The organism is Calditrichota bacterium, assembly GCA_016867835.1.
GTDB lineage: Bacteria > Electryoneota > AABM5-125-24 > Hatepunaeales > Hatepunaeaceae > VGIQ01.
The window spans coordinates 28,824-47,990 of the sequence record VGIQ01000001.1 but is presented as its reverse complement, the minus strand read 5'-3'; the positions used below and the strand labels follow the sequence as shown (position 1 = coordinate 47,990).

The 19,167-nt window shown below is 58.2% G+C and carries 20 protein-coding genes and 2 pseudogenes; all 22 read right to left on the bottom strand.

Annotated features, from left to right (window positions below):
- Nucleotides 1–3 precede the first annotated feature (3 nt).
- The 22 genes and pseudogenes from FJY67_00250 to FJY67_00145 all read right to left on the bottom strand — a co-directional run bounded on the left by FJY67_00250 (nucleotide 4) and on the right by FJY67_00145 (nucleotide 19,159).
- Complete coding sequence (locus tag FJY67_00250; GenBank protein MBM3327887.1) at nucleotides 4–522, bottom strand: (2Fe-2S)-binding protein; 519 nt, start codon at nucleotides 520–522, stop codon at nucleotides 4–6.
- A complete protein-coding gene (locus FJY67_00245) occupies nucleotides 512–1,456 on the bottom strand; it encodes a xanthine dehydrogenase family protein subunit M (GenBank protein MBM3327886.1) in 945 nt (314 codons plus the stop codon). The genes FJY67_00250 and FJY67_00245 overlap by 11 nt, the downstream gene beginning before the upstream one ends.
- 206 nt (nucleotides 1,457–1,662) lie before the next feature.
- Nucleotides 1,663–2,454: an XdhC family protein gene (locus tag FJY67_00240; protein MBM3327885.1), complete on the bottom strand. Its 792-nt coding sequence runs from the start codon at nucleotides 2,452–2,454 to the stop codon at nucleotides 1,663–1,665.
- The gene (locus FJY67_00235; protein ID MBM3327884.1) at nucleotides 2,451–3,044 is read right to left on the bottom strand and encodes a nucleotidyltransferase family protein; all 594 of its coding nucleotides are present in this window, start codon (nucleotides 3,042–3,044) and stop codon (nucleotides 2,451–2,453) included. Before FJY67_00235 ends, FJY67_00240 begins: the two co-directional genes overlap by 4 nt.
- 34 nt (nucleotides 3,045–3,078) lie before the next feature.
- Nucleotides 3,079–3,966 carry a pyruvate synthase subunit beta gene (locus tag FJY67_00230; protein MBM3327883.1) on the bottom strand — a complete coding sequence of 296 codons (888 nt, stop codon included), beginning with the start codon at nucleotides 3,964–3,966 and terminating at the stop codon, nucleotides 3,079–3,081.
- A gap of 5 nt (nucleotides 3,967–3,971) precedes the next feature.
- A pseudogene (gene porA, locus FJY67_00225) lies at nucleotides 3,972–5,102 on the bottom strand (pyruvate ferredoxin oxidoreductase).
- A gap of 630 nt (nucleotides 5,103–5,732) precedes the next feature.
- Nucleotides 5,733–6,233: an adenylate/guanylate cyclase domain-containing protein gene (locus FJY67_00220; protein MBM3327882.1), complete on the bottom strand. Its 501-nt coding sequence runs from the start codon at nucleotides 6,231–6,233 to the stop codon at nucleotides 5,733–5,735.
- Between the two features lie 16 nt (nucleotides 6,234–6,249).
- Nucleotides 6,250–7,284 carry a zinc-binding dehydrogenase gene (locus tag FJY67_00215; GenBank protein ID MBM3327881.1) on the bottom strand — a complete coding sequence of 345 codons (1,035 nt, stop codon included), beginning with the start codon at nucleotides 7,282–7,284 and terminating at the stop codon, nucleotides 6,250–6,252.
- A 130-nt stretch (nucleotides 7,285–7,414) separates the two neighbouring features.
- Nucleotides 7,415–7,639 carry a hypothetical protein gene (locus FJY67_00210; GenBank protein MBM3327880.1) on the bottom strand — a complete coding sequence of 75 codons (225 nt, stop codon included), beginning with the start codon at nucleotides 7,637–7,639 and terminating at the stop codon, nucleotides 7,415–7,417.
- Nucleotides 7,626–8,117, bottom strand: coding sequence for a GNAT family N-acetyltransferase (locus FJY67_00205; protein MBM3327879.1), 492 nt, complete (start codon nucleotides 8,115–8,117; stop codon nucleotides 7,626–7,628). The genes FJY67_00210 and FJY67_00205 overlap by 14 nt, the downstream gene beginning before the upstream one ends.
- Before the next feature lie 48 nt (nucleotides 8,118–8,165).
- Entirely contained in the window at nucleotides 8,166–10,640 is a 2,475-nt protein-coding gene (locus FJY67_00200; protein ID MBM3327878.1) for an FAD-dependent oxidoreductase, read from the bottom strand.
- 69 nt (nucleotides 10,641–10,709) lie between these two features.
- Entirely contained in the window at nucleotides 10,710–10,991 is a 282-nt protein-coding gene (locus FJY67_00195; GenBank protein MBM3327877.1) for a ferredoxin, read from the bottom strand.
- 113 nt (nucleotides 10,992–11,104) lie between these two features.
- Nucleotides 11,105–11,413 carry a four helix bundle protein gene (locus FJY67_00190; GenBank protein MBM3327876.1) on the bottom strand — a complete coding sequence of 103 codons (309 nt, stop codon included), beginning with the start codon at nucleotides 11,411–11,413 and terminating at the stop codon, nucleotides 11,105–11,107.
- Between the two features lie 25 nt (nucleotides 11,414–11,438).
- The gene (gene bzdQ / locus FJY67_00185) at nucleotides 11,439–12,314 is read right to left on the bottom strand and encodes a benzoyl-CoA reductase, bzd-type, subunit Q (protein ID MBM3327875.1); all 876 of its coding nucleotides are present in this window, start codon (nucleotides 12,312–12,314) and stop codon (nucleotides 11,439–11,441) included.
- A 62-nt stretch (nucleotides 12,315–12,376) separates the two neighbouring features.
- Nucleotides 12,377–12,753: pseudogene (locus FJY67_00180) on the bottom strand (four helix bundle protein).
- A 60-nt stretch (nucleotides 12,754–12,813) separates the two neighbouring features.
- Nucleotides 12,814–13,611, bottom strand: coding sequence for a CoA activase (locus tag FJY67_00175; GenBank protein MBM3327874.1), 798 nt, complete (start codon nucleotides 13,609–13,611; stop codon nucleotides 12,814–12,816).
- An 82-nt stretch (nucleotides 13,612–13,693) separates the two neighbouring features.
- Nucleotides 13,694–14,986 (bottom strand): benzoyl-CoA reductase, bzd-type, subunit O, encoded by a 1,293-nt coding sequence (gene bzdO / locus FJY67_00170; GenBank protein ID MBM3327873.1) that lies wholly within the window; start codon nucleotides 14,984–14,986, stop codon nucleotides 13,694–13,696.
- Nucleotides 14,987–15,007: 21 nt separating this feature from the next.
- Nucleotides 15,008–16,159, bottom strand: coding sequence for a hypothetical protein (locus tag FJY67_00165; protein ID MBM3327872.1), 1,152 nt, complete (start codon nucleotides 16,157–16,159; stop codon nucleotides 15,008–15,010).
- On the bottom strand, nucleotides 16,156–17,160 hold the full coding sequence (locus tag FJY67_00160; protein ID MBM3327871.1) for an HNH endonuclease: 1,005 nt from the start codon (nucleotides 17,158–17,160) through the stop codon (nucleotides 16,156–16,158). The genes FJY67_00165 and FJY67_00160 overlap by 4 nt, the downstream gene beginning before the upstream one ends.
- A 64-nt stretch (nucleotides 17,161–17,224) precedes the next feature.
- Entirely contained in the window at nucleotides 17,225–17,491 is a 267-nt protein-coding gene (locus tag FJY67_00155) for a hypothetical protein (GenBank protein ID MBM3327870.1), read from the bottom strand.
- Nucleotides 17,491–17,760, bottom strand: a complete 270-nt coding sequence (locus FJY67_00150) for an AbrB/MazE/SpoVT family DNA-binding domain-containing protein (protein MBM3327869.1) — start codon at nucleotides 17,758–17,760, stop codon at nucleotides 17,491–17,493. The genes FJY67_00155 and FJY67_00150 overlap by 1 nt, the downstream gene beginning before the upstream one ends.
- A 112-nt stretch (nucleotides 17,761–17,872) precedes the next feature.
- Nucleotides 17,873–19,159: a benzoyl-CoA reductase gene (locus FJY67_00145; GenBank protein ID MBM3327868.1), complete on the bottom strand. Its 1,287-nt coding sequence runs from the start codon at nucleotides 19,157–19,159 to the stop codon at nucleotides 17,873–17,875.
- Nucleotides 19,160–19,167 lie beyond the last annotated feature (8 nt).

Sequence of the window (19,167 nt, the reverse complement as noted above, 5' to 3'; positions counted from 1 at the left end):
GGGCTAAACGCTCGCTCGCTTACTCGCTTCCCGTATCGCCTCGAATATCTTTTGATACCCCGTGCATCGGCAGAGATTGCCGGACAAGGCTCTTCGTATGTCTTCGTCCGTTGGATCGGGCGTCTCCCGCAGGAGCGCCAGCGACGAGAGCACCATGCCGGGGGTGCAGAAGCCGCACTGGATGGCGCCGACCTCGACGAAAGCCTCTTGCAGCGGGTGCAAGTGCCCGTTTTCGGCCAGACCTTCGATGGTGGTCACATCGCGTCCGTCAACCTCAAGCGCCGGCACCAGGCACGAGAAGACCGGCAGGCCGTCGAGCAACACCGTGCAGGCACCGCAATCGCCCATGTTGCAGCCGACCTTGGTGCCGGTCAAGCCGAGGTCGTCGCGCAGGAGTTCGACCAGCATATGGCGCGGTTCGACGGCGACGTCATAGGCAATGCCGTTGACACGGAGGCTCATCAGGACTTTGCCTGGCGCTCTTAGGGCGCCCTGCGACTCTGGAAGAGACTCAAGCGCCATAGATCTGCTCCAAAACCCGTCGCGTCAGCACGGCGACCATTTTGCTCCGGTAGTCCTTTCCGCCCCGGTAATCGGTAATCGGAGTCGCGGCTTCCGACGCCAACACTGCGGCTTTCAGCATCTGCGACTCATCCATCTCCGACCCGATAAGCGCTTCCGATGCTTGCCTTGCTACCAATGGCCGGGGACCGACCGCTCCGAGGGCGATGACAGCATCTGACACCTGCCCGACTCGGTCCACCCAAACCGCTCCTGCAACTCCGACGACCGCAATCTCGAGGCTCTTGCGCTGGGCTAGTTTGAGATATGCGCCACGGCTCTGCATCCGGCAGTCGGACGGCAGATCGAAGATGACGTTGGAGACGATCTCGTCTGGTTCGAGGGCGGTCCTTCCTGGCGCGATGATGAAATCTTCCGCCGGGATATTCCTTTCACCTCGTAGCGAGACAGCCTGAACCTGGCCCCGATGCGCGATAGTTGGGATGGCAGTATCGGCGGCTGGCCGACCGTTGCAAAGGTTGCCGCCGTAAGTTCCCCGGTTGCGCACCGGTGCCGAGCCGAGTTGCCGTGCGCCATCGCCAAGCGCCGGGAGATGCTCCCGGACGACTGGCGAACGCTCGAGTTCGGCGATCGTCGTAAGCGCTCCGATACGAATAACTCCCGTCCCTATGCGAATGCCGCGCAGTTCATTCAACCTCCAGAGCGCGCAAAGGACCTCAGGGCGCCCGGCAGAGGAACTACGCGCTTCCCAGATGCCCTCCGGCGGACGGCCAAGCGGCGGCCGGGTGCCGTTCGGAATGACCGGCAGGCGCATATCGACGAGCAGGTCAGTGCCTCCGGCAAGCACCTTGACGCGACGATCCTGATGGTCGGCGAGATACCGGAGCGCCTCCGGGAGCGTCGCCGGTCTATGGATGTCAAACTTGGGCAGCATTAGTCATATACTTCCGGGTGCAGATTATTATTGTATTCTCCCCCTTGCTTCGAGGGGGGTGTATAGACCGGACTGATGGGTAACAAACGTGCGGGGAGATGGGTGACAGTTTTTATTCATAGGGTTGATCCCAATGAACGGTATCGACCCTTTGATTACAGAAGTATACAACGAATAGGCCGTTAACACTGATATGCAGATTTCAATCATTCCAGAGCCACCGGCTGAGAGCCTGAAGCCCTCACTTGCACCAGCCGCCCGGCGACGGCAATGGCAATCTCGACCGGTGTGTGCGATCCTATGTCGAGCCCAATGGGGCATTCGATGCGGGCAATTTCATCCTTTGAGAAGCCGTCATCGGAAAGCCGTTTCTTAATTTCCAGAGATTTCCGGGGGCTGCCTATGACTCCGAGGTATCGGCAGGGCTTTCGCGCCACTCGCGTCAGGACCCGGTAGTCGTCGGCGTGGCAATGGGTCATTATGGCGATCAAGTCATCGGGTGCTGACATTAGCGCATCGGCCAGGTCTTCATACCGGCCGGTTACGATTCGGCAGCGGGGAAATCTCCCGGCGGAAGCCCACTCGGGACGCTCGTCATAGATCGTTACCGATAAGCCGAGGTCAACGGCGAGCCGCGCCGTCGGCTGAGCGACGTGTCCGGCTCCGAAGAGGTGCAGAGCCGGACCGGTGCCGAACGGCTCGATCAGCAATTCGACCCGCCCACCGCAGATCATGCCGGTCTCAACCGCTTCGAGGTCATTCAGGCTTAGTTCGAGCCGGGATATCTGCCCCGATGCCATGGCTTCGAGAGCCTTCAGGATGGCGAGCCGTTCAACCGCAGCTCCACCGACCGACCCGACGACGTCCCCGGCGGGATCGACGAGCATCCGGCTGCCTTCCTTGCGCGGCGTTGAGCCGGTCGCTTTGACGATGGTTACCAACGCAAACCGCTCCCCAGCCTCAATTCGTCTCGCTACTTCTACCAAATACTCGCTCACTCGCTCGCCCCTTGAAGACCATACCTTTCCGCATCCTCCGAAGTGTCGATGTTGACCAGAACTCCCGGATCGTCAACCTCGACCTCGCAGACGTTGACTGCCGGCAGATAGAGCACCTTGCGGGCGCCGCCATTGGCAATCCGGCTCTTCAGATGCCGAAAGGTCTGCCGTCCCCACCAGACCGGATGACCGCGACGACCTGCGAAGAGCGGCACGACGGCGTTGACGGCATTGGCGGCGCGCTGAATGCTCAGCAATGTCCCGTCCTTGATGACGGGGTGATCGACCGGCCAGATAAGCAAACCGGGCGCTCCCGCCGGCAGGGAGTTCAGAGCCAGCCGTAAGGAACTGATCGGGCCGCGCTCGGGCCGGTCGTTGACGATGACCAGAGGCCGGTCGAGCGTCCAGTGCACCCATTCGGCAAGGTCTTCGGTGGCGACCACAACCGACGACAACGTCCAGCCGCACCGTTTCAGAGCCTCCGCCATCAGCCGGAGCACCGGCTCGCGCTCTTTGGTGAGCATTGCCTTCGGGAAGCCCATACGTAACGAGTTCCCACCGGCCATGATAGAGGCTGGATGTTGCGTCATCTCGCGACGCTTTCAGTTCGGCGGGCGATTGTCGTCACTCCTGCAGCGCGAGCAGTTTCAGCAGCCGCTGATGTCCCCGTTCGACGTCCTCCTGTGCGCGGACGATGTCTTCCTCTTTGAAATGGGCGAACCGGCGCTGGAGAGCGAGGTAGTCTCCAACCGGCCGGCGCGGAGGGTCGAGGGTCAATCGTCCCTGCCCGTTTGCTACCTCGTATAGAGGGAAGATGCCGGTTTCGGTCGCAAGGCGGCTGATGACGATCGAATCGGCTTCGACCGACTTATGCCCCGGCGGACAGGCGGAAAAGACATGGATAAACCGAAAGCCGTGCATTCCTTTGGCAGTCCGGAACTTCCGCTCGAAGTCTTCGGGATAGGCCGGATTCGCGGAGGCAATGTAGGGTATGTCGTGCGCCAACATCAGAGTCAGGGCGTCCTTCTTGGGCCGGTTCTTGGGCGAACCGGCGGGCGTCGTTGTCGTCCAGGCGCCGTAGGGCGTCGCCGACGATTGTTGGATGCCGGTGTTCATATAGGCTTCGTTGTCATAGCAGACATAGAGCATATCGTCGTTGCGCGACGCCGAAGCTGAGACTGCCGCCAGGCCGATGTCAAACGTCCCCCCATCACCGGCCCAGCCGACAACGACGGTCTCACTCCGTCCCTGGGAGCGCAGGCCGTTCAAAAGCCCGGCTGCGGTCGAGGCCGTTGCCGCAAAGGCGGTATGGTAGAGCGCCGCGCCGAGCGCCGAAATCGGCCAGGGCCCGTCAACTACTGCCATACAGCAGGCGGGAATCACAAAGACGCAGTCCGGCGCAAGCACCCGGACTGCCATCCGGAGTGCGAGTATTCCACCACAGCCGGGGCAGGCCAAATGCCCGCTGCAGAGGACATCCGTATTGGCAAAACCCGCCGCCGACTGTGGCATCACCTTCACTGCCCCCCCCTTCCCCTCACTCCGAACCACTCCAATAGCGCATTTCCTGACTTCTGCCCTCTGCTTTCTACCCTGCGCGCCGTTTCCTCTGCAAGCGTCTTCGGATCTATCTCCCGGCCGCCCAGTCCACCGGCCAGACCGATCACCCGGGGCCGTTGCGGGAGGTCATAAAGCGCTGACCGGCATTCGGCTGCGAAGATGCCGCCATGCCCATACGAGCACGACCGGTCGAAGACGACGAGATGCTCGAGACGTTCGCACCGCCGACGTAGATCGGCGACGGGAAAGGGTCTAAAGAGCCATAGTCCGAGGGCTCCAGCCCTTATGCCTGCCTCCCGCAGGTGATCGACGGCGAGGGTCATAGTGATGGCGGCTGTTCCAGCGGCCAGCAGTGCCACCTCGGCGTCCTCCATCCGGTAGGCTTGAAGGGCATTCAGGCATCGTCCGGTGAGGGACTTCCAGAGCGCCGCTTCCTCGGCGATGAGATCTGGAGTCGCTTCCATCACCTGTTCGAGTTCTACCCGCGTCTCCATCCAGGCTTGAACACCCTTCATCCCACCGAAGGCTGCCGGGTGGTCGGGATCGATCCGGTAAGCCGCCTCCCGCCGGGGCAGGAACCGATCGACCAGAGATTGATCGGGAATATCGACCGGTTCGACGGTGTGCGACAGGACGAACGCATCGAGTACCACCATCGCCGGCAATGAGACGCGCTCGGCGACCTTGAACGCGAGCAGAGTGCTGTCGAGCACCTCCTGATTGTCCCGGCAATAGAACTGCAGCCAGCCGGTGTCGCGCTGCGAGAGACTGTCCTGCTGGTCGGTATAGATCGTCCAGGGCGGCGCAAGACTGCGGTTCACTTCTGCCATCACTACCGGATGCCGGCCGCCGGCTGCCCAGTGGAGCATCTCGTGCATATAGGCAAGCCCCTGGCTCGAGGTCGCTGTAAAGGCCCGCGCACCGGCCGCCGACGCTCCGATGCAAGCCGACATCGAGGAGTGCTCCGATTCGCTGTGGATGAATCGCGCGCTGCACCGGCCGTCGGCACACATCTCGGCGAGTTCTTCGACGATGGACGTTTGCGGCGTTATCGGATAGGCGGCGATCACCTCGGCTCGCGCCAGCCGAACGGCATGACTGACGGCGGAATTGCCGGTGAGGACTTTATGCAAGGGATATTAAGGCTGTTCGAGCGAAACTACTCACTTGGCTCAATACAAGGCTAATGGAAAGCACTGTGTGGTCCGAATCCGCTCTTTATTAATGAGTGCATATTGTTGTTCTTGGAGGGCAGACATTCCTGTCCGCCCTGAATTGGAAGCTCGTCTTGGCAGGGGGCGGATAAGAATGTCCGCCCCCTGCCAAGGCAACGCTTTTCTGCAGTTATTAATAAGGATTGGGTGAGAGGAAAATCCTATTATTAATCGGGGCATCAAATAGTAGCATCAGTAGGACGGACATTCTTGTCCGTCCAAAGGGCAGGCAGGAATGCCTGCCCTACTGGAGAATACCACAATTATCTGCACCCATTAACATTAAGGGGTGCATCGATTAGTGTCATCCTGAACGAAGTGAAGGATCTCGTCTGGAATGTCCATCTTAGGTCGTGATGCTTCACTGCGTTCAGCATGACAAGCGCCCTTCTTGACACAATATATTGCACCAGGTAATATTAACGGCGGCGATTTCCAAATCGCCCAAGAGATGGTCGGATTGGAATCCGACCCTACGCGAACACCCACTCTCGGAAAGGGCAACTATAAACTGCCCCCAGTAATATCAAGTCCTTTTAGACGTTTCTTACCAAACGGATAAACTTCCTGCCCCATATTCTTGTGCACCACATCGTAGATGGCGCGAGTGATGCAGATGCCGCCCGGCACCGCGAGGGGCCGCACCCGCGCCGCCACGTTGACGCCGTCGCCGAAAACATCGCCCTCCCGAATGACGATGTCCCCCAGATGAACGCCGATGCGCACCTCAATCTGGTCGTGGTCCGGCTTCCCCCGATTGTATTCAGTCAGGTCCTTCTGGATCTCCAATGCCGCCAGAACCGCGCTGGTCGCGCTGTTGAAGCGCGCCAGAAAGCCGTCCCCGGTGCCCTTGACGACCTCGCCTTCGTGCCGGTCGAAAATCTCGCGCAGCATCCGGTTGTGCACCTCCAGCAGGCGCAGCATTTTTGCTTCATCGATGCGAATCTTGCTTGTGTAGTCGACGATGTCGGTGAACATAATGGCGGAGAGTCGCTGGTCGGACACGGTTCTATTCCGCTCGCTAAGGAACCGCCACCAGCCGGATCACCTGCGGCGCGCCGCGGCGCAGTTCTTCGAACGCCTCATTGATCTGTTCTAGCGGATAGCGACCGGTTACCAGTTCCTTCACCTTGATTCGCCCCGTTGCTGCCATGTCGATGATGCGGGGATAATCGACCGGCCGGCAGCCGAGCGATCCGGTGATGCCCTGCTCGAAGAACATGATCTTCGCTGCAGGCAGTTCGACCGTTTGATTGGTGTAACCGATCAGGATGCAGCGTCCGCCCTTGCGCAGGGTCGAGAACGCCGCCTGGATCGTCTCCGGCTTGCCGATGGCCTCGAACGCCACATCGACGCCGTCGCCGAGAAGTTTCCGCATGGCTTTGTCGAAGCGCCCGCCCTCGACTGTCGAAGCATCAATGGTGTGCGCCGCGCCGAACTGCCGCGCCAGTTCCAGTTTCTCCGGCGCGATATCGACCGCTACCACGACCGCTCCTTGCGCGGCAGCGATTTGCACGCAGTTGATTCCTACCCCGCCACAGCCGAAGACCGCTACCCGGTCGCCTGGTTTCACGGCGCCACGATTCACCACCGCGTGGAATGGCGTCGAAACTGCGTCGGCGATAATCGACCCCTCGATCAGCGGCACCGCGTCGGGCAGATGGAGCGCGTCCTTAGCTGGCGCAACCACGTACTCAGCAAAGGCGCCGTCGAGGTGGTTGCCGAACATCCGCATATCGTCGCAGATGTTTTCGCGCCCCTCCCGGCAGTTCCGGCATACGCCGCAGGTTAACACGGCGGGCAGGAGGAGCCGGTCGCCTTCGTTCCAACCCTTGACGCCAGTGCCCAATGCGGCGACGGTCCCGGATGCTTCGTGACCCAGGATCAGAGGCGGCGTCTTGAACGTCGGGACGCCGTGGTCGAGGTAGTGTAGGTCGGTGTGGCAAAGCCCGCAAGCGGCAACTTTGACCAACAACTCACCCGGGCCGGCGACCGGCATCGGGACGTCTTCGATGCGCAGAGGTTGATGCGGCCCATAAAAAATTGCTGCCTTCATAAGTCCTTACTCTTAATAATATGGAAAGTGTGCGAGTGAGCGAGTAGACGAGTGAACGAGTGTGCGGGCAGCCGAGTTTGTGGGAGCATAGGCGAAAATGTCTCGCTTACTCGCTTACTCACTTACTCGCTCACTTCTTCGTATAGACTACCATCGCCCCCGACTCGCCTTCGCTGAAGCACTCCTTGCAGCAGCCTTCGCACTCTACCGGGTCGAAAGGGACGATCATCACCTCGAAGCCGATTTCGCGATACATTCCGGCGACCTCGCTGAGTCGCGGTTCGCTGCCGATGAACCTCGGCTCCCAGCCGTCGAGCAGCGCTGCCCGGGGCGGTTGCAGGTTATCCGCGGCCAAAGAGCCCCTCACGCGGGAGTTCCCGCTCGAACGCAACCAGTTTCGCCGGATGGAAGCCGCGCTCCTTAAAGAAGGAGATCACTTCGGGCCAGTCTTCAGAGACGAGCGTCGTCATCGTCTCGACGCCGGCTTTGGCCGCGACGGCGCAGTATTCTTCGAGCAGCGTCCGCCCGACGCCGGTCCGCTTATATTGCGGATCGACGCCGATCGTATCGACCGACGCGACCGGCTGCATTATGCCATATTCGCCGGTATTGACTTCGCCCAGAATATACCCGACAAGCCGGCCTGCGGCTTCAGCCACAAGGCCGAGCAGGATAGGCGCGTCTTCCCCGAAGAAGCGGCGAAACTTACGGTCGTAATAGAGGTCGCGCCGGAGGCCGGTCAATTGGGCGTCGAGTTCTATCAGGCGAACCTTGTCTTCCCGACGCAGATTGCGAATAATGAGGCCGGGCGGAAGCGGCGCTTTACGTTTCATTGCTCTCTGCTCTTGATACTTGACACTTGATACTTGATACTTGGAGTCTCAGAAGAGATCATCCAATTCCCCCGACACCGGCATCGCGCCGTGCGCAGCCAGATGCGCCGCGAGGAGTTCCGACTCCCGTTTGGTATAGAGCGGATCTATCTCCCACCGGCACCATACGGCATCGGGATTTTCGTGGTGGGCTTCACGGAAGAGGGTTCTCAGGTCCGAGGCGCCGCTAATACGAATCGTCTTGCGGTCGGCATCGGCAAGAATCAGGACGCCCTCGAGTGCCGGCACGTCGTCAACCATTTCGGGTTTGAACCGGCGCCATTCATCCGGAGGCAAAGGTGAGGGACTGATCCTGGCGCGCAAATGGCACTGCAGGCAGCGGCTTGCTTCCAGGCGGGCTGCACTATCGTCGAAGCCGACCTGGATCGGGTCGAAGTTGGTGGTGCGCTCCGAAACAGGCTGTTCCAGAGGGTGTGAGCGGTCAAGGCTTGCAAAGCCGCCGATGCGACCAAGGCTGCCCCCGGCTGACCTGGCAATACTCTTCGACACTTCGCCCTTGCCGCCCAGAAACCGGTCAACCTCTCGTGCGGCGCGACGTCCATCCGCCATCGCTTCGACGATGGTCGTCGGTCCGGTAACCATATCCCCGCAAGTGAACAATCCCTTACCGGTCAGAAACCGGCGGTCTATCCCAAGCCGTTGCCCGATGGCGACGATCACACTCCGGACGGGGAGGTCTTTCGTGGTCGTAGTATCATAGAGCGGGCTGAACCGACCGGCGGGGTCGAAGACGCGGGTGCACTTCTTCAGTCGGATACCGGTCAATTCGTCGTCCCGGACGTTGAATGACTCGACGCCCCAGCCGTAATCGATGGCGATCCCCTCGTCCTGCGCCAGACGGAGTTCGTCGGGATGCGCCGGAATCTCTTCACGGCTTTCAAGGCAGACCATGCGGACATTCGACGCGCCAACCCGGAGCGCGCTCATCGCACAGTCGACCGCCACCGCGCCTCCGCCCACCACAATGACATCACCCTCCAGTTCGGGGGGATTCCCGCTTGAAATGGACCTTAGAAAGTCAAGCCCTCTAATTACTGCAGGATGCTCTTCGCCGGGCACACCGAGCCGGGCAGTCTGACTCAGCCCTATTGCCACTAACAGAGCGTCGAAATTCAAATCGTGCAGGTCTTCAGGAGTGAAATCGCGTCCCAACTCCCCGCCGGGGTGGTAACCCATTCCCAGGTCTTTGAGATATTTCAGATCGCGGTCGATGACCGCATCGGGCAGACGGAAGTTGGGAATCGCTTCACGGAGCATCCCTCCGGGGCGGGCATTGCGGTCGAAGACCGTGACCGCATGGCCCATCCGCAAGAGGTCATAGGCAGCGGCCAGACCGGCCGGCCCGGAGCCGACGATGGCCACCCGGCGACCGGACGGAGGCACTTTAGGCGCGTGGACTTCACATTCGCTTGCAACGTCGCTGGCGAACCGCTTCAGGAGGCAGATCGAGGCTGGCTCGCCGAGCGCCGTCCGGCGGCAGTTCGCTTCACAGGGATGAAAGCAGGCGTAGCCGAGCACGCCCGGCAGCGCAGCGCGGTCGCGAATGATCTCTAACGCATTCAAAGGACGACCAGCCGCGATTTCAGCGAGGTAGCCGGGGATGTCGATACCGAGCGGGCACGATTCCACGCAAGGCGCCTGCCCTTCTATCAGAGGCGCTATCCCGGGCTTGTCGCGCAAGGCGCCGGTGGGGCAAACTTCGACACAGGCGCCGCAGAAGCGGCAGTCCGAGTCGGCAAGTGTCGGTTCGTTCGTCCCGACGACAACACCCGATTTGACGATCGACGCGCCGAGCGCATCGACGCCGCGGACGTCGCGGCATATGCGGACGCAGCGGGTGCAACTAATGCAAAGTTCGTAGTCGCGCAGGTAGAGCGGTTCATCGATTACGGCAGGACGACCTTCATTGCGATAGGGAGGCGTATCAGGAGGGATGCCTACCCACTCCGAGACCCGGCCGATCTCGCAGCGGCCCAGCAATTCACAGCAGCGTTCGAGGACCGGAACGTTCATGCTGCAACTGAGTCGGTCGCAGCCGTGCCGTTGGGCGCAGGTAAGGCAGGCGTGGGGATGACGGGCGAGGATCGCCTTCAAAGCGTCTCGACGCGCCCGGGTGATATCGTCGCCATTAGTCCGGACGCGTATTCCCTCGCGGACGATCGCATCGCACGACCGCACCAGCCCGACGCCCTCAATGGAGACCAGACAGAGGTCGCAGTGCGGATTGAGGTGGCTGGAATGCAGTGTTCCATCATCAAGTCCGCCTTCCTCATTCCTCATTCCGTATTCTGCATTTCCCCGCCAGACCGATTCAGACCATTGGAAGGGCCGAAATGGATCAAGGTCGGGATGATCGCACAGTCCGGGCAAGTAGATGCCGGACGCGATCAGTTCGAGTCTCAGGCGGCCGCCCGTCTGAACCTCGACCTCCCGCCCATCAACAACAATGGTTATCCGGCCCACTTGACACTTGATACTTGATACTTGGCACTTGATACTTGATACTTGGCACTTGATACTTAATACTTGCCACTACCACGAGTGGCTTATTGCGCCGGCTTTGCAAGCCGCTGCGCAAGGCAGCGGCGGCCGATTTGCTACCGGCTTGCAGGGTGCGCAGGCATACTTGATGTTGTGCCGGAAGGTGGTGCCTATCGAGGCGACGTCATCGTCATAGTCGTCCGGCTCGACGACGAACATCCCAACCGGACAGGCTTGGGTGCAGGAGTGTTCGGCGCAGGTGGCACATCGGTCGGTGTCGATAGTGATGTAGTAACTGCCCGATCCATCGGTGTAGCCGTAGTTGGCGATCATATTAGGCTCATGGCTTAGGGCTTAAGGCTTAAGGTTCAGGGCTTAAGAATTTTGGAATCATTCGCCCTGCGGTGTGAATTGATAAGCGCGCCGAGGAGTTGGGCGCATTCAGTCTATTGGGCAAGCAGATTGTCCCGTTTGTCTTGCGGCAAATGGCCGAGACTGGCAGCGAAGTCGATCAGGTATCCAGTTTCTGCAAGCGACCCCATCGCAACGTCGAGGAATCTCAAGCAATCTCCGCGACTGGTGCGATGAGAGCCCTCAACGGAGTTAGTTGGAACTGATAGCGCTGCCCGGCGCAATTGGTTCGTTGCTCCGAACAACTCTTCATTTGGAAATAGTCTGGTCGATTCATAGACCATAAGGGCAAGACTTTGCGCCGATCGAAATACCCGAAGTTTCCGGTAGTCCCTTGACATCATCTCACCCCTTGAGTGATCTTGAGCCCTAAGCCTTGAGCCCCAAGCCCTTCTCAAGCAGCGCCTTCGCAAATAGTGCCGCGCCGAGCGCACCCGCGATCTGAGTGTCGTAGGAACTGGTCATCGAGGTAACGCCGAGTTCCTTTTCGAGGCGCCGGACGACGCCGCTGTTCTTGGCAATGCCGCCGGTGATCGCGAACCCGCCTTCCATACCGAGCCGCTCGATCAGCGAAACGACGCGATGCGCCATCGCCGAGCAGTAGGCCGCGAGGACAAGGTTCTTCGGCCAGCCGGACCGGAGCAGCCCGGCGGCTTCGGTCTTGGCGAAGACGACACAGGTCGAAGAGACCGGCGTCGGCTCGCTCTCGACCTGGAACGACATTTCGCCGACCTGCTCAATGGGGATTGCGAGTAAATCGGCAAAGACTTCCATCCCGCGTCCGGTCCCGGCAGCGCACTTGTCGTTCATCAGGAAGTTCGTCACCTTGCCCCGTTCGTCGCAGCGGATCGCCTTGCAGTCCTGCCCGCCCATATCGAGCAGCGTCCGGACAGCCGGGCCATACATATAATTGGCACCGCGGGCATGACAGGCAATCTCGGTGATGGCTTTATGAGCAAACGGCACATTGACCCGCCCGTAACCGGTGCCGACAATGAAGGGGATATCGCCAACCTGCAGTCCCGTGCCTTCGAGCGCCCACTCGAACGCCTTGCGGGCGCTGTCAGGCGAGTCGGAGCCGGTGCGCATATTGCTGTAGGCGTAGAGATTGCCTTCGTAGAGCACCACCGCCTGCGATGAGACCGATCCGACATCGACGCCTCCGGAGAGGATGCCTCCGCCGCGCGGATCGACCGCTTCGTTGCGCCAGTTGTATTCCTTCCACCGCCAGTATTCGACTGACATTGCTGACTCCTCCAATGCGGACTGTTGTTGATTTGAATGAGTAAGCGAGTAAGCGTTAGTTATTATGCAAGATGTTGTTTGCGAATGGCGGAGGCGAGGCTGCCGATCATCTGAGATAGTTCTATGCAGCGTTCGATCAGGGTTGTCAAATCTGCCTCGCTAATCTTACCGGATGCCTGCAGGATGTAGTGTTGCGTCTTCAATTCACGCAGGAACCTTTGGCGATCAAGAGATATCTCCTGAATTCCGCTTGCGAGTTTCGCTCATATCCCTCCGCGATGTTCGATGCAATGGAAACTGCCGCACGCCGCAACTGATCTCGAAGCCCCCAATCCTTGGCGAGCGGCTCCTGATCGCAGAGGGAATAGAGATCGACCGCAAGCCTGCATGCCCGCTTCCAGACCTCTATATCCTCCACCTTCCTGAAGACCGTCCCCATTTTCTACTCCCGCCTGTTCACTTACCCGCTTACCCGCTTACTCGCCTACCCGCTTACTTCCTACGCCACCGCCGGCACTTCGGCTTCGGCAAAGCGCTCGGCGGCGTGGAACGCGGCTCCCTCGGCCGGGACAAACTCAGGATCGGATAGGATTTCGATCTCCATCTCGAGCGTCCGCTTCAGCGATACAATGAAGCCGGTATTGTGAGCCATCCCTCCCATTAGCACGACCGCCGGTGTGATGCTGACTCGCCGGGCCATCGAGACGATGCGGCTGGCGATGGCGTCGAGCACTGCGCGAGCGATGTCCTGCTTCGGCGTCCGGGCGTGGAGCAGCGATACCACCTCGCTCTCGGCGAATACTGCGCATTGGGCATTCATCGGCACCGCCTGCTGCGAAGTCAGCGCGAGCGGGCCGAACTCCTCGAGTTTCACTTCGAGGGCGCGCGACATCGACTCGATAAACGTGCCCGCTCCGGCGGCGCACTTCTCATTGACCGCAAAGTCCTTCACCCGGCCGTCGGGATTGACCAGAATGGCGCGTCCTTCCTCGGCTCCAACGTCGAGCACAGTGCGCACTGCGTCGTTGCGAGCGATGGCGCCCCGCGCCGCGGCGCCTACCTCGGTCAGGAGATCCTGCGCGAATGGCGCTACCCGGCGGCCGGCTCCGGTTGCCGCGATACGGGACAGTTCGCTCTCGGCGATGCCAGCGAGGGCGCAGGCTTCCCGCAAGGCTTCAGCCGCGACGACCTCTTGTTCGAACCCCGAAAACCGCTTCACGCGAGCCAGCACTTCGCCGTCGCGCAGGATGACGACCTTGGTGGTCTTCGACCCCAGGTCAAGTCCGGCTGTAATCAATTATCTATCCCTAATGATTATTCTCACCACAAAGCACACCAAGAGCACCAGGATATCTTTGTGATCTTTGTGTTCTTTGTGGTTAATTCCTAAGTCCCAGCGTCTCCATGAACGCATCCATGCGGTCTTTGGTCTTCGCTTCGTCGAACTCCCGCTCGTCGCCCATATTGCCTTCGAAGGTCATCACCGGCACGCCGGCTTCGGCGATGGCGAGGCGGTTTTCCATTATGCCGCAGGAGAGGCCTTCGCAGCCGCGATTCAGGTGCAGCATGACGCCGTCGAGTTTCCATTCCTTGACGATCCGCAGCATCATCTTCGACTTCAAACTTGCGTCATAGAAATGCTGCCATTCGGGTTTGGAGAGGTTCCAGTCCGCCAGTATCCGGAGCGCCTGATCGCGGGTATCCATCGGCAAGCCGAGGGCCATCGGAGTTGTCCGCGCGCCCCAACTGCCGTCCGGCTTCTCTTCCCAGATGCCGATTAGGGCGAAGGTGTAAAGGCTCCCGACCGAGACCGCGCCGAAGCCTTCGAGGTAGCGGAATATCTTCAAGAAGCCCCACGGCGGCTGGGTATCGGACATCAGCCGGCAACGCTCGCTCGGAACGGCAGCGATGCCGCGCGCCACGCGGTCGGCAACCTCGTCCCGCAATTCCTCGTAGAAGTCGGCGAACTCCTTCTTCGACTTGTTGAGCGTCCCGAGGACGTAGAGCGAATACATCGTCTTTTCGTCGAGCGGTGCCGGGATCGCCTTGTTGAGGGCACAGACCTCGGCCCAGGCGGAGGTGGCTCGCGTCTCGTTCTGCACCGCTTCGATCAGCAGTTCGTCGTCGTAGCGGCGGCCGGTGATGCGCTCGAGGAAGTCAATCGACTCGTGCATCTGCCCGACGACGAAGTTCAGTTTGTGGTCGTCGATCAGGTGATAGGGACCGACCGAAACGTCGATACAAAAGTAGGGGATCTGCTTGTATTCCGCGACATGCTGATACCACTTGGCGTGGGAGCAGCAGATATGATCCTGAAAGGCGAAGTCGGGCTTCGGATACTTCCCGCCGAAGTTGAACTCGTCGAGATACATCGACCCCCAGTAGTTGCGCATATAACTGCAGAGATCGCGCGCCCAGCCCTTGGCTTCGGCGGCTTCGAGGGCGCGCTGGCTGAATGGCTTGTTGAAGGCCATCGACGCGCCGTAAGGCTCGCCGGTGATGGGCCAGACGTCGCGCCCTAGCCCGGCGGGGATGGCGTCGAACGACCAAGCGCCGCCGGTCCAGCGCAACCCGCCGCACTCGTGGGCGGTGGCGTAGTCGCGATAGTAGTTATCCCGAAGTTCCTTGGCTTTAGCCCAGCACTTCAGGGGTTCGGTGGGGTAGGTGGACATTAGTATTCCGAATGATGCGGATTATGTTTCCTTGGAATTGCTGACATTCATATAAATGGCGTCCCGAGCTCTAATTGCGGTCTTGAGTACAATAATCATTCCAATAGACGTCAACAGTTTTACAAAAGCATTTAAGCCGGGATCGGTCAATCGGGCTAACAAGTCAAGTGCCTCATAAGGCAATAAGATCCAGATGATCCCTATGATGATGGAAAACTGATATCGACGCCGCATTGCTGGATTAGATGATATCAAAGAGAGCATAAGCAAAGCTATCCCTATCAATATCTGAATGACGGCCAGCACTAAGATTCCGCTTGAATCACTAACAGGTGCCCCTCTCTTGATTCCTTGTAGAAACTCATCTCCCATAGTTCCTGCAACTCCCAGAACAAGAATAAGCCCAAGAATAGAATAGGCAATGCCAAATATTCTGGTAGACAATGTGGCTTTTTGAATCAAGCTGTCAAGCCTACCTTTAGATATTTCGCCAGTCACTTCGATGGAAGTCAGACAAGAATCCCTAAGTGATTTTGGCGCTATGATAAGGAGAATTCCAGCAGCTGCCGTCAAAATACCGGCGCGATAGCTGTATTCTTGACCCATGAAATTACCTATCCAAGACGCGAATACTCCAAGTGCAGTTAGCAATGAGAAATTTAATCTCCAAGATTTCCGAAAAGCCCTCATCGCAAATACTCCGGAAAGCGTTATCATGATAAGTGAAAGCACGCCTCTGCCACCAATAGCGTTATTGTTGAGCAAGGATAGAATGAGGTATTCATGTGTGGTTCCCTTGCCCGATAGGAAAGATATTGGGGCGACCAACAATCCCGCCAAGATTGGCAATTTCACGGCTGCATCAATCAATGACAAGATTAGACAAATTCCGATGAAGAAAAGCAAGACTCCCGCAACCTCTCCCAGATCCTTGCTTAGACCCGGGCGTGTTGGATATTTTAGGTCCAGTTCGCGGTTTTGCTCTAGCGCTTCTTCAACTCCAGATGGATAGTAGCCAAGTGTATTTTGTATCTCGGCGAATCCATTCCCCGCCCAATAAAATAAGGAGGCGGTCAGAGTTGCTATGGCAAGTAATGCTCCCACTCGCTCGAGGTATCTCAGTTGCTTCCAAGAAGCTGTCCAAGTATTGATCATTTGGGTTGATATTGTCACTGTTCTTCTCCGTCATCGAATCTTTCGACCGCCCAATCTGCATCATTGAAGTACCTTATCGCAAAGTGTCTATTCGATGTATCGTTAAAGGTCATCCCCAACCCGACAGCGGTAACCTGCCGGGAATTTAGAATTGGCAGCGGATAGGTTCTATCAGTTCTGATGATAGCGTGATAGTTTACACTTGCAAAGAGGTCGATGTCAACCGTAAGAAAGCTTGAGGCAGAGAATGAGATCTGAATCCTATGAAGATAGTTGGGTTCGTTAAGAAGCTCCACCGATCTTGTAAACAATCTGCCTTCTTCTCTTTCAATACTTCCGTAAGCTACATCTCTATAATAGTCAAGATCTTTCATCGCTGACTCAGCGATCTCGGGCGAAAGCAGATAGAAACTGATCTCGTATATTATTTTAGCGATCAATCTATGATCTTGAAACGAAATGGCAGGAAAATGTGTCTCTATGTTTCCAATCTGCCTCATTTCGATTGAGTATCCCGCTTCTCGAAGATCGATACTCTCATGCGGCTTGAGTTTGAGAAATTCTGGCGTTACGATTTCACCGATGTATCGGCCTGCCTTTTCGTTTGGCCAATTCAGCTCCTTGTCTCTGGATAACAATGTGCGCAGTAGAGGCAAGGTGTTATCTATATCCGCGACTCTTTCACCCGTAAAAGATGGCTTGGGAATAAGTATAGGGTGCCCATCCTTCATATGAAACCTTCTTTCGGCGCCATCCTGTGTATCTGTTCCTATGGTTTCACCTATTCTCAGGATGTTATTTTGAATATCAGAAAGTTCAAGACAGTTTATAGCTTGAATAATCCGTGGATCATTCAGTATAAGCTTATCCGCCTCGCTCAATTTGCTGTTACAGCATCTGCAGACATCTTGACTGATGAATGATCCCATTATGATCTGTGGAACGATATGCTCGCGAGATCTATTGGTCTCGTCTAAGTCGCAGCCGCAGAAAATGCAATTTGAATAAAGTGCCTTCATTCCTGTTTTTACAAAGAAATGTAGATCTGAATTCCATCTTCCGAAGGAATGATGATGTTTAGCTTCACTTTTGCCTCACCCTCCCCAACACCTCATGCCTCCCTACCGCCACCAGCACGATAACCTCGCTCCCCATCTGGCATATCAACCGGTGGTCGCGGTCGATGCGCACCTCCAAGTATTGAGGCAGCCGTTGCAGCCGCTTCAAGCCAAGCGACGGATGCGACCGGTCGGCGGCAAGCAGGCGGATCGCTTTCGCTGCCCTCGCCTGAACGTCCGCAGGCAGTTTCTTCCACATCCGCTTGAATTGACTCAGCCGGATGATCTGCATCAGTCGTTCAGGTCCTTCAGCAGGTCATCGACGCTCGCGAAGGTCTCGTATTCGCCCTCGCGCAGTTCCTTCTCGGCGGTTTGAAGCGCCCTCTGCCATTCCGGTGTGAAGAGATAGGCTTCATCCCGAGGAATGGTAACGACCGGCAGCAGGCGCAGCGAATCGCCCTCGACTTTCACGATGAACTCATCCCCCTCATTGATTCCCAACTCGCTGACCGCCTCTTCCGGAAGCGTGATCTGGCGTCTCGAACGTAGTTGAACTTTCATTGTAATCCCTCTACCGTTCAGAAATTCTGATTTTCTGAAAGATAACACCTATACCCCTCCAAAGCAATAACCCTCGTTCCTCATTCTACATTCTACATTCTGCATTCTACATTCAAAACAACTCCTCCTGCCCGATCATCTCCAAGAACGCTTCTACCCTGATCCTAAACGGCCCCAGCGGCGTGGTAGCGTCGAACTCGAGCATCAGGTTCGGGATGTCGTGCTCGTTCAGGAAGGCTCTTAGCGGCACCATGTCGCACTCGTGCGGGTCGCAGAACTTCTGCTGGATGATGATGGCGCCTTGCACCTCCCACTCCCGCGCCAGACGCAGGATATGCTCGAAGCGGGTGCGATCCTCCCAGTCTTTCACCGGGCAGGTCGGGCGGTCGATGTAGCGCTGGGCGATCGCGGTCATCAGGTCGCGCCCCCCCTTCTCGTCCCCCCCGCTAAGCGGGGGGGATTTATCCTCGCGCACTTCCCTCCCGCTAAGCGGAGGGGATTTATCCTCGCGCACTTCCCTCCCGCTAAGCGGGGGGGATTTATCCTCGCGCACTTCCCCCCCGCTGAGCGGGGGGGATTGAAGGGGGGGAACCTCACATTGATTCCAAAAATACCGCGTCCCGGTGCAGTGTTCGTCCATCACCACCGTCGCGCCGACCTTTTCGACCATCTCGATGAACGGGATGTCGTCGTTCTCCGAGCCGATGATCATCAATTTCGCCCCGGTCTGGCGGGTAAGGCTTCGGTTGGGCAGTTCCTTCAGCACCCGCCGCAGTTCGGCGGAATGTTCCTCCTTATCAACCCACATGCTCGAGGTGGTCATCCACATCGCTTCGGTGCCGGTCACCTTGGGGCTGTCGCCTTTGCGAAACTCATAGACTTCGCGCATCAAGCGGCGGTTCTCGTTGACGACGGCGATGCCGCGGTTCAGGTCGTCTTCACTTAGCGTTGTCCCGTCGTAGGCCTCCAGAGCCGCGCGAAACTTCGCCAGTTCGCTCCGGTGATAGGGCACTGCATGAGGCGTCTGAACCTTCTGCGGCATATAGATGTAGTAATTGAACGGCACCGGAACGTGCATCTGCCATGAGTTGAACGACTGCCGCAGGTGAATGCAACTTTGCGTCAGCAGGATGCCGTCGAGATAGTCGTAGCGCCCTTTAAGCCCTTGCGCCAGGACGTCGCGGGAAAAGGGACAATACATCCCGAACATATATTTTTCGGCGACGTCCTGGGGCTGGTGACCGCCTAACACGCGCGCCGGGAGCCAGTTCGCCGCGACGAGGATTTCCTCGGGGGCATAACTGCAAAAGCAGCCCATCACTTTGCCGCCGGTGCGCGCCTTCCACCCTTTAGCGTAAGCGTGCCGTTCTTCATACCAGGATTTGAATTGAGAAAACACTTCGGCCT

What these genes read in the sequence shown, in the direction of transcription:
- FJY67_00250 (MBM3327887.1), bottom strand. Translation starts at nt 522, where the DNA reads ATGGCGCTTGAGTCTCTTCCAGAGTCGCAGGGCGCCCTAAGAGCGCCA.
- FJY67_00245 (MBM3327886.1), bottom strand. Translation starts at nt 1,456, where the DNA reads ATGCTGCCCAAGTTTGACATCCATAGACCGGCGACGCTCCCGGAGGCG.
- FJY67_00235 (MBM3327884.1), bottom strand. Translation starts at nt 3,044, where the DNA reads ATGACGCAACATCCAGCCTCTATCATGGCCGGTGGGAACTCGTTACGT.
- FJY67_00230 (MBM3327883.1), bottom strand. Translation starts at nt 3,966, where the DNA reads ATGCCACAGTCGGCGGCGGGTTTTGCCAATACGGATGTCCTCTGCAGC.
- FJY67_00215 (MBM3327881.1), bottom strand. Translation starts at nt 7,284, where the DNA reads ATGAAGGCAGCAATTTTTTATGGGCCGCATCAACCTCTGCGCATCGAA.
- FJY67_00205 (MBM3327879.1), bottom strand. Translation starts at nt 8,117, where the DNA reads ATGAAACGTAAAGCGCCGCTTCCGCCCGGCCTCATTATTCGCAATCTG.
- FJY67_00195 (MBM3327877.1), bottom strand. Translation starts at nt 10,991, where the DNA reads ATGATCGCCAACTACGGCTACACCGATGGATCGGGCAGTTACTACATC.
- FJY67_00190 (MBM3327876.1), bottom strand. Translation starts at nt 11,413, where the DNA reads ATGATGTCAAGGGACTACCGGAAACTTCGGGTATTTCGATCGGCGCAA.
- bzdQ (MBM3327875.1), bottom strand. Translation starts at nt 12,314, where the DNA reads ATGTCAGTCGAATACTGGCGGTGGAAGGAATACAACTGGCGCAACGAA.
- bzdO (MBM3327873.1), bottom strand. Translation starts at nt 14,986, where the DNA reads ATGTCCACCTACCCCACCGAACCCCTGAAGTGCTGGGCTAAAGCCAAG.
- FJY67_00160 (MBM3327871.1), bottom strand. Translation starts at nt 17,160, where the DNA reads ATGAAGGCACTTTATTCAAATTGCATTTTCTGCGGCTGCGACTTAGAC.
- FJY67_00155 (MBM3327870.1), bottom strand. Translation starts at nt 17,491, where the DNA reads ATGCAGATCATCCGGCTGAGTCAATTCAAGCGGATGTGGAAGAAACTG.
- FJY67_00150 (MBM3327869.1), bottom strand. Translation starts at nt 17,760, where the DNA reads ATGAAAGTTCAACTACGTTCGAGACGCCAGATCACGCTTCCGGAAGAG.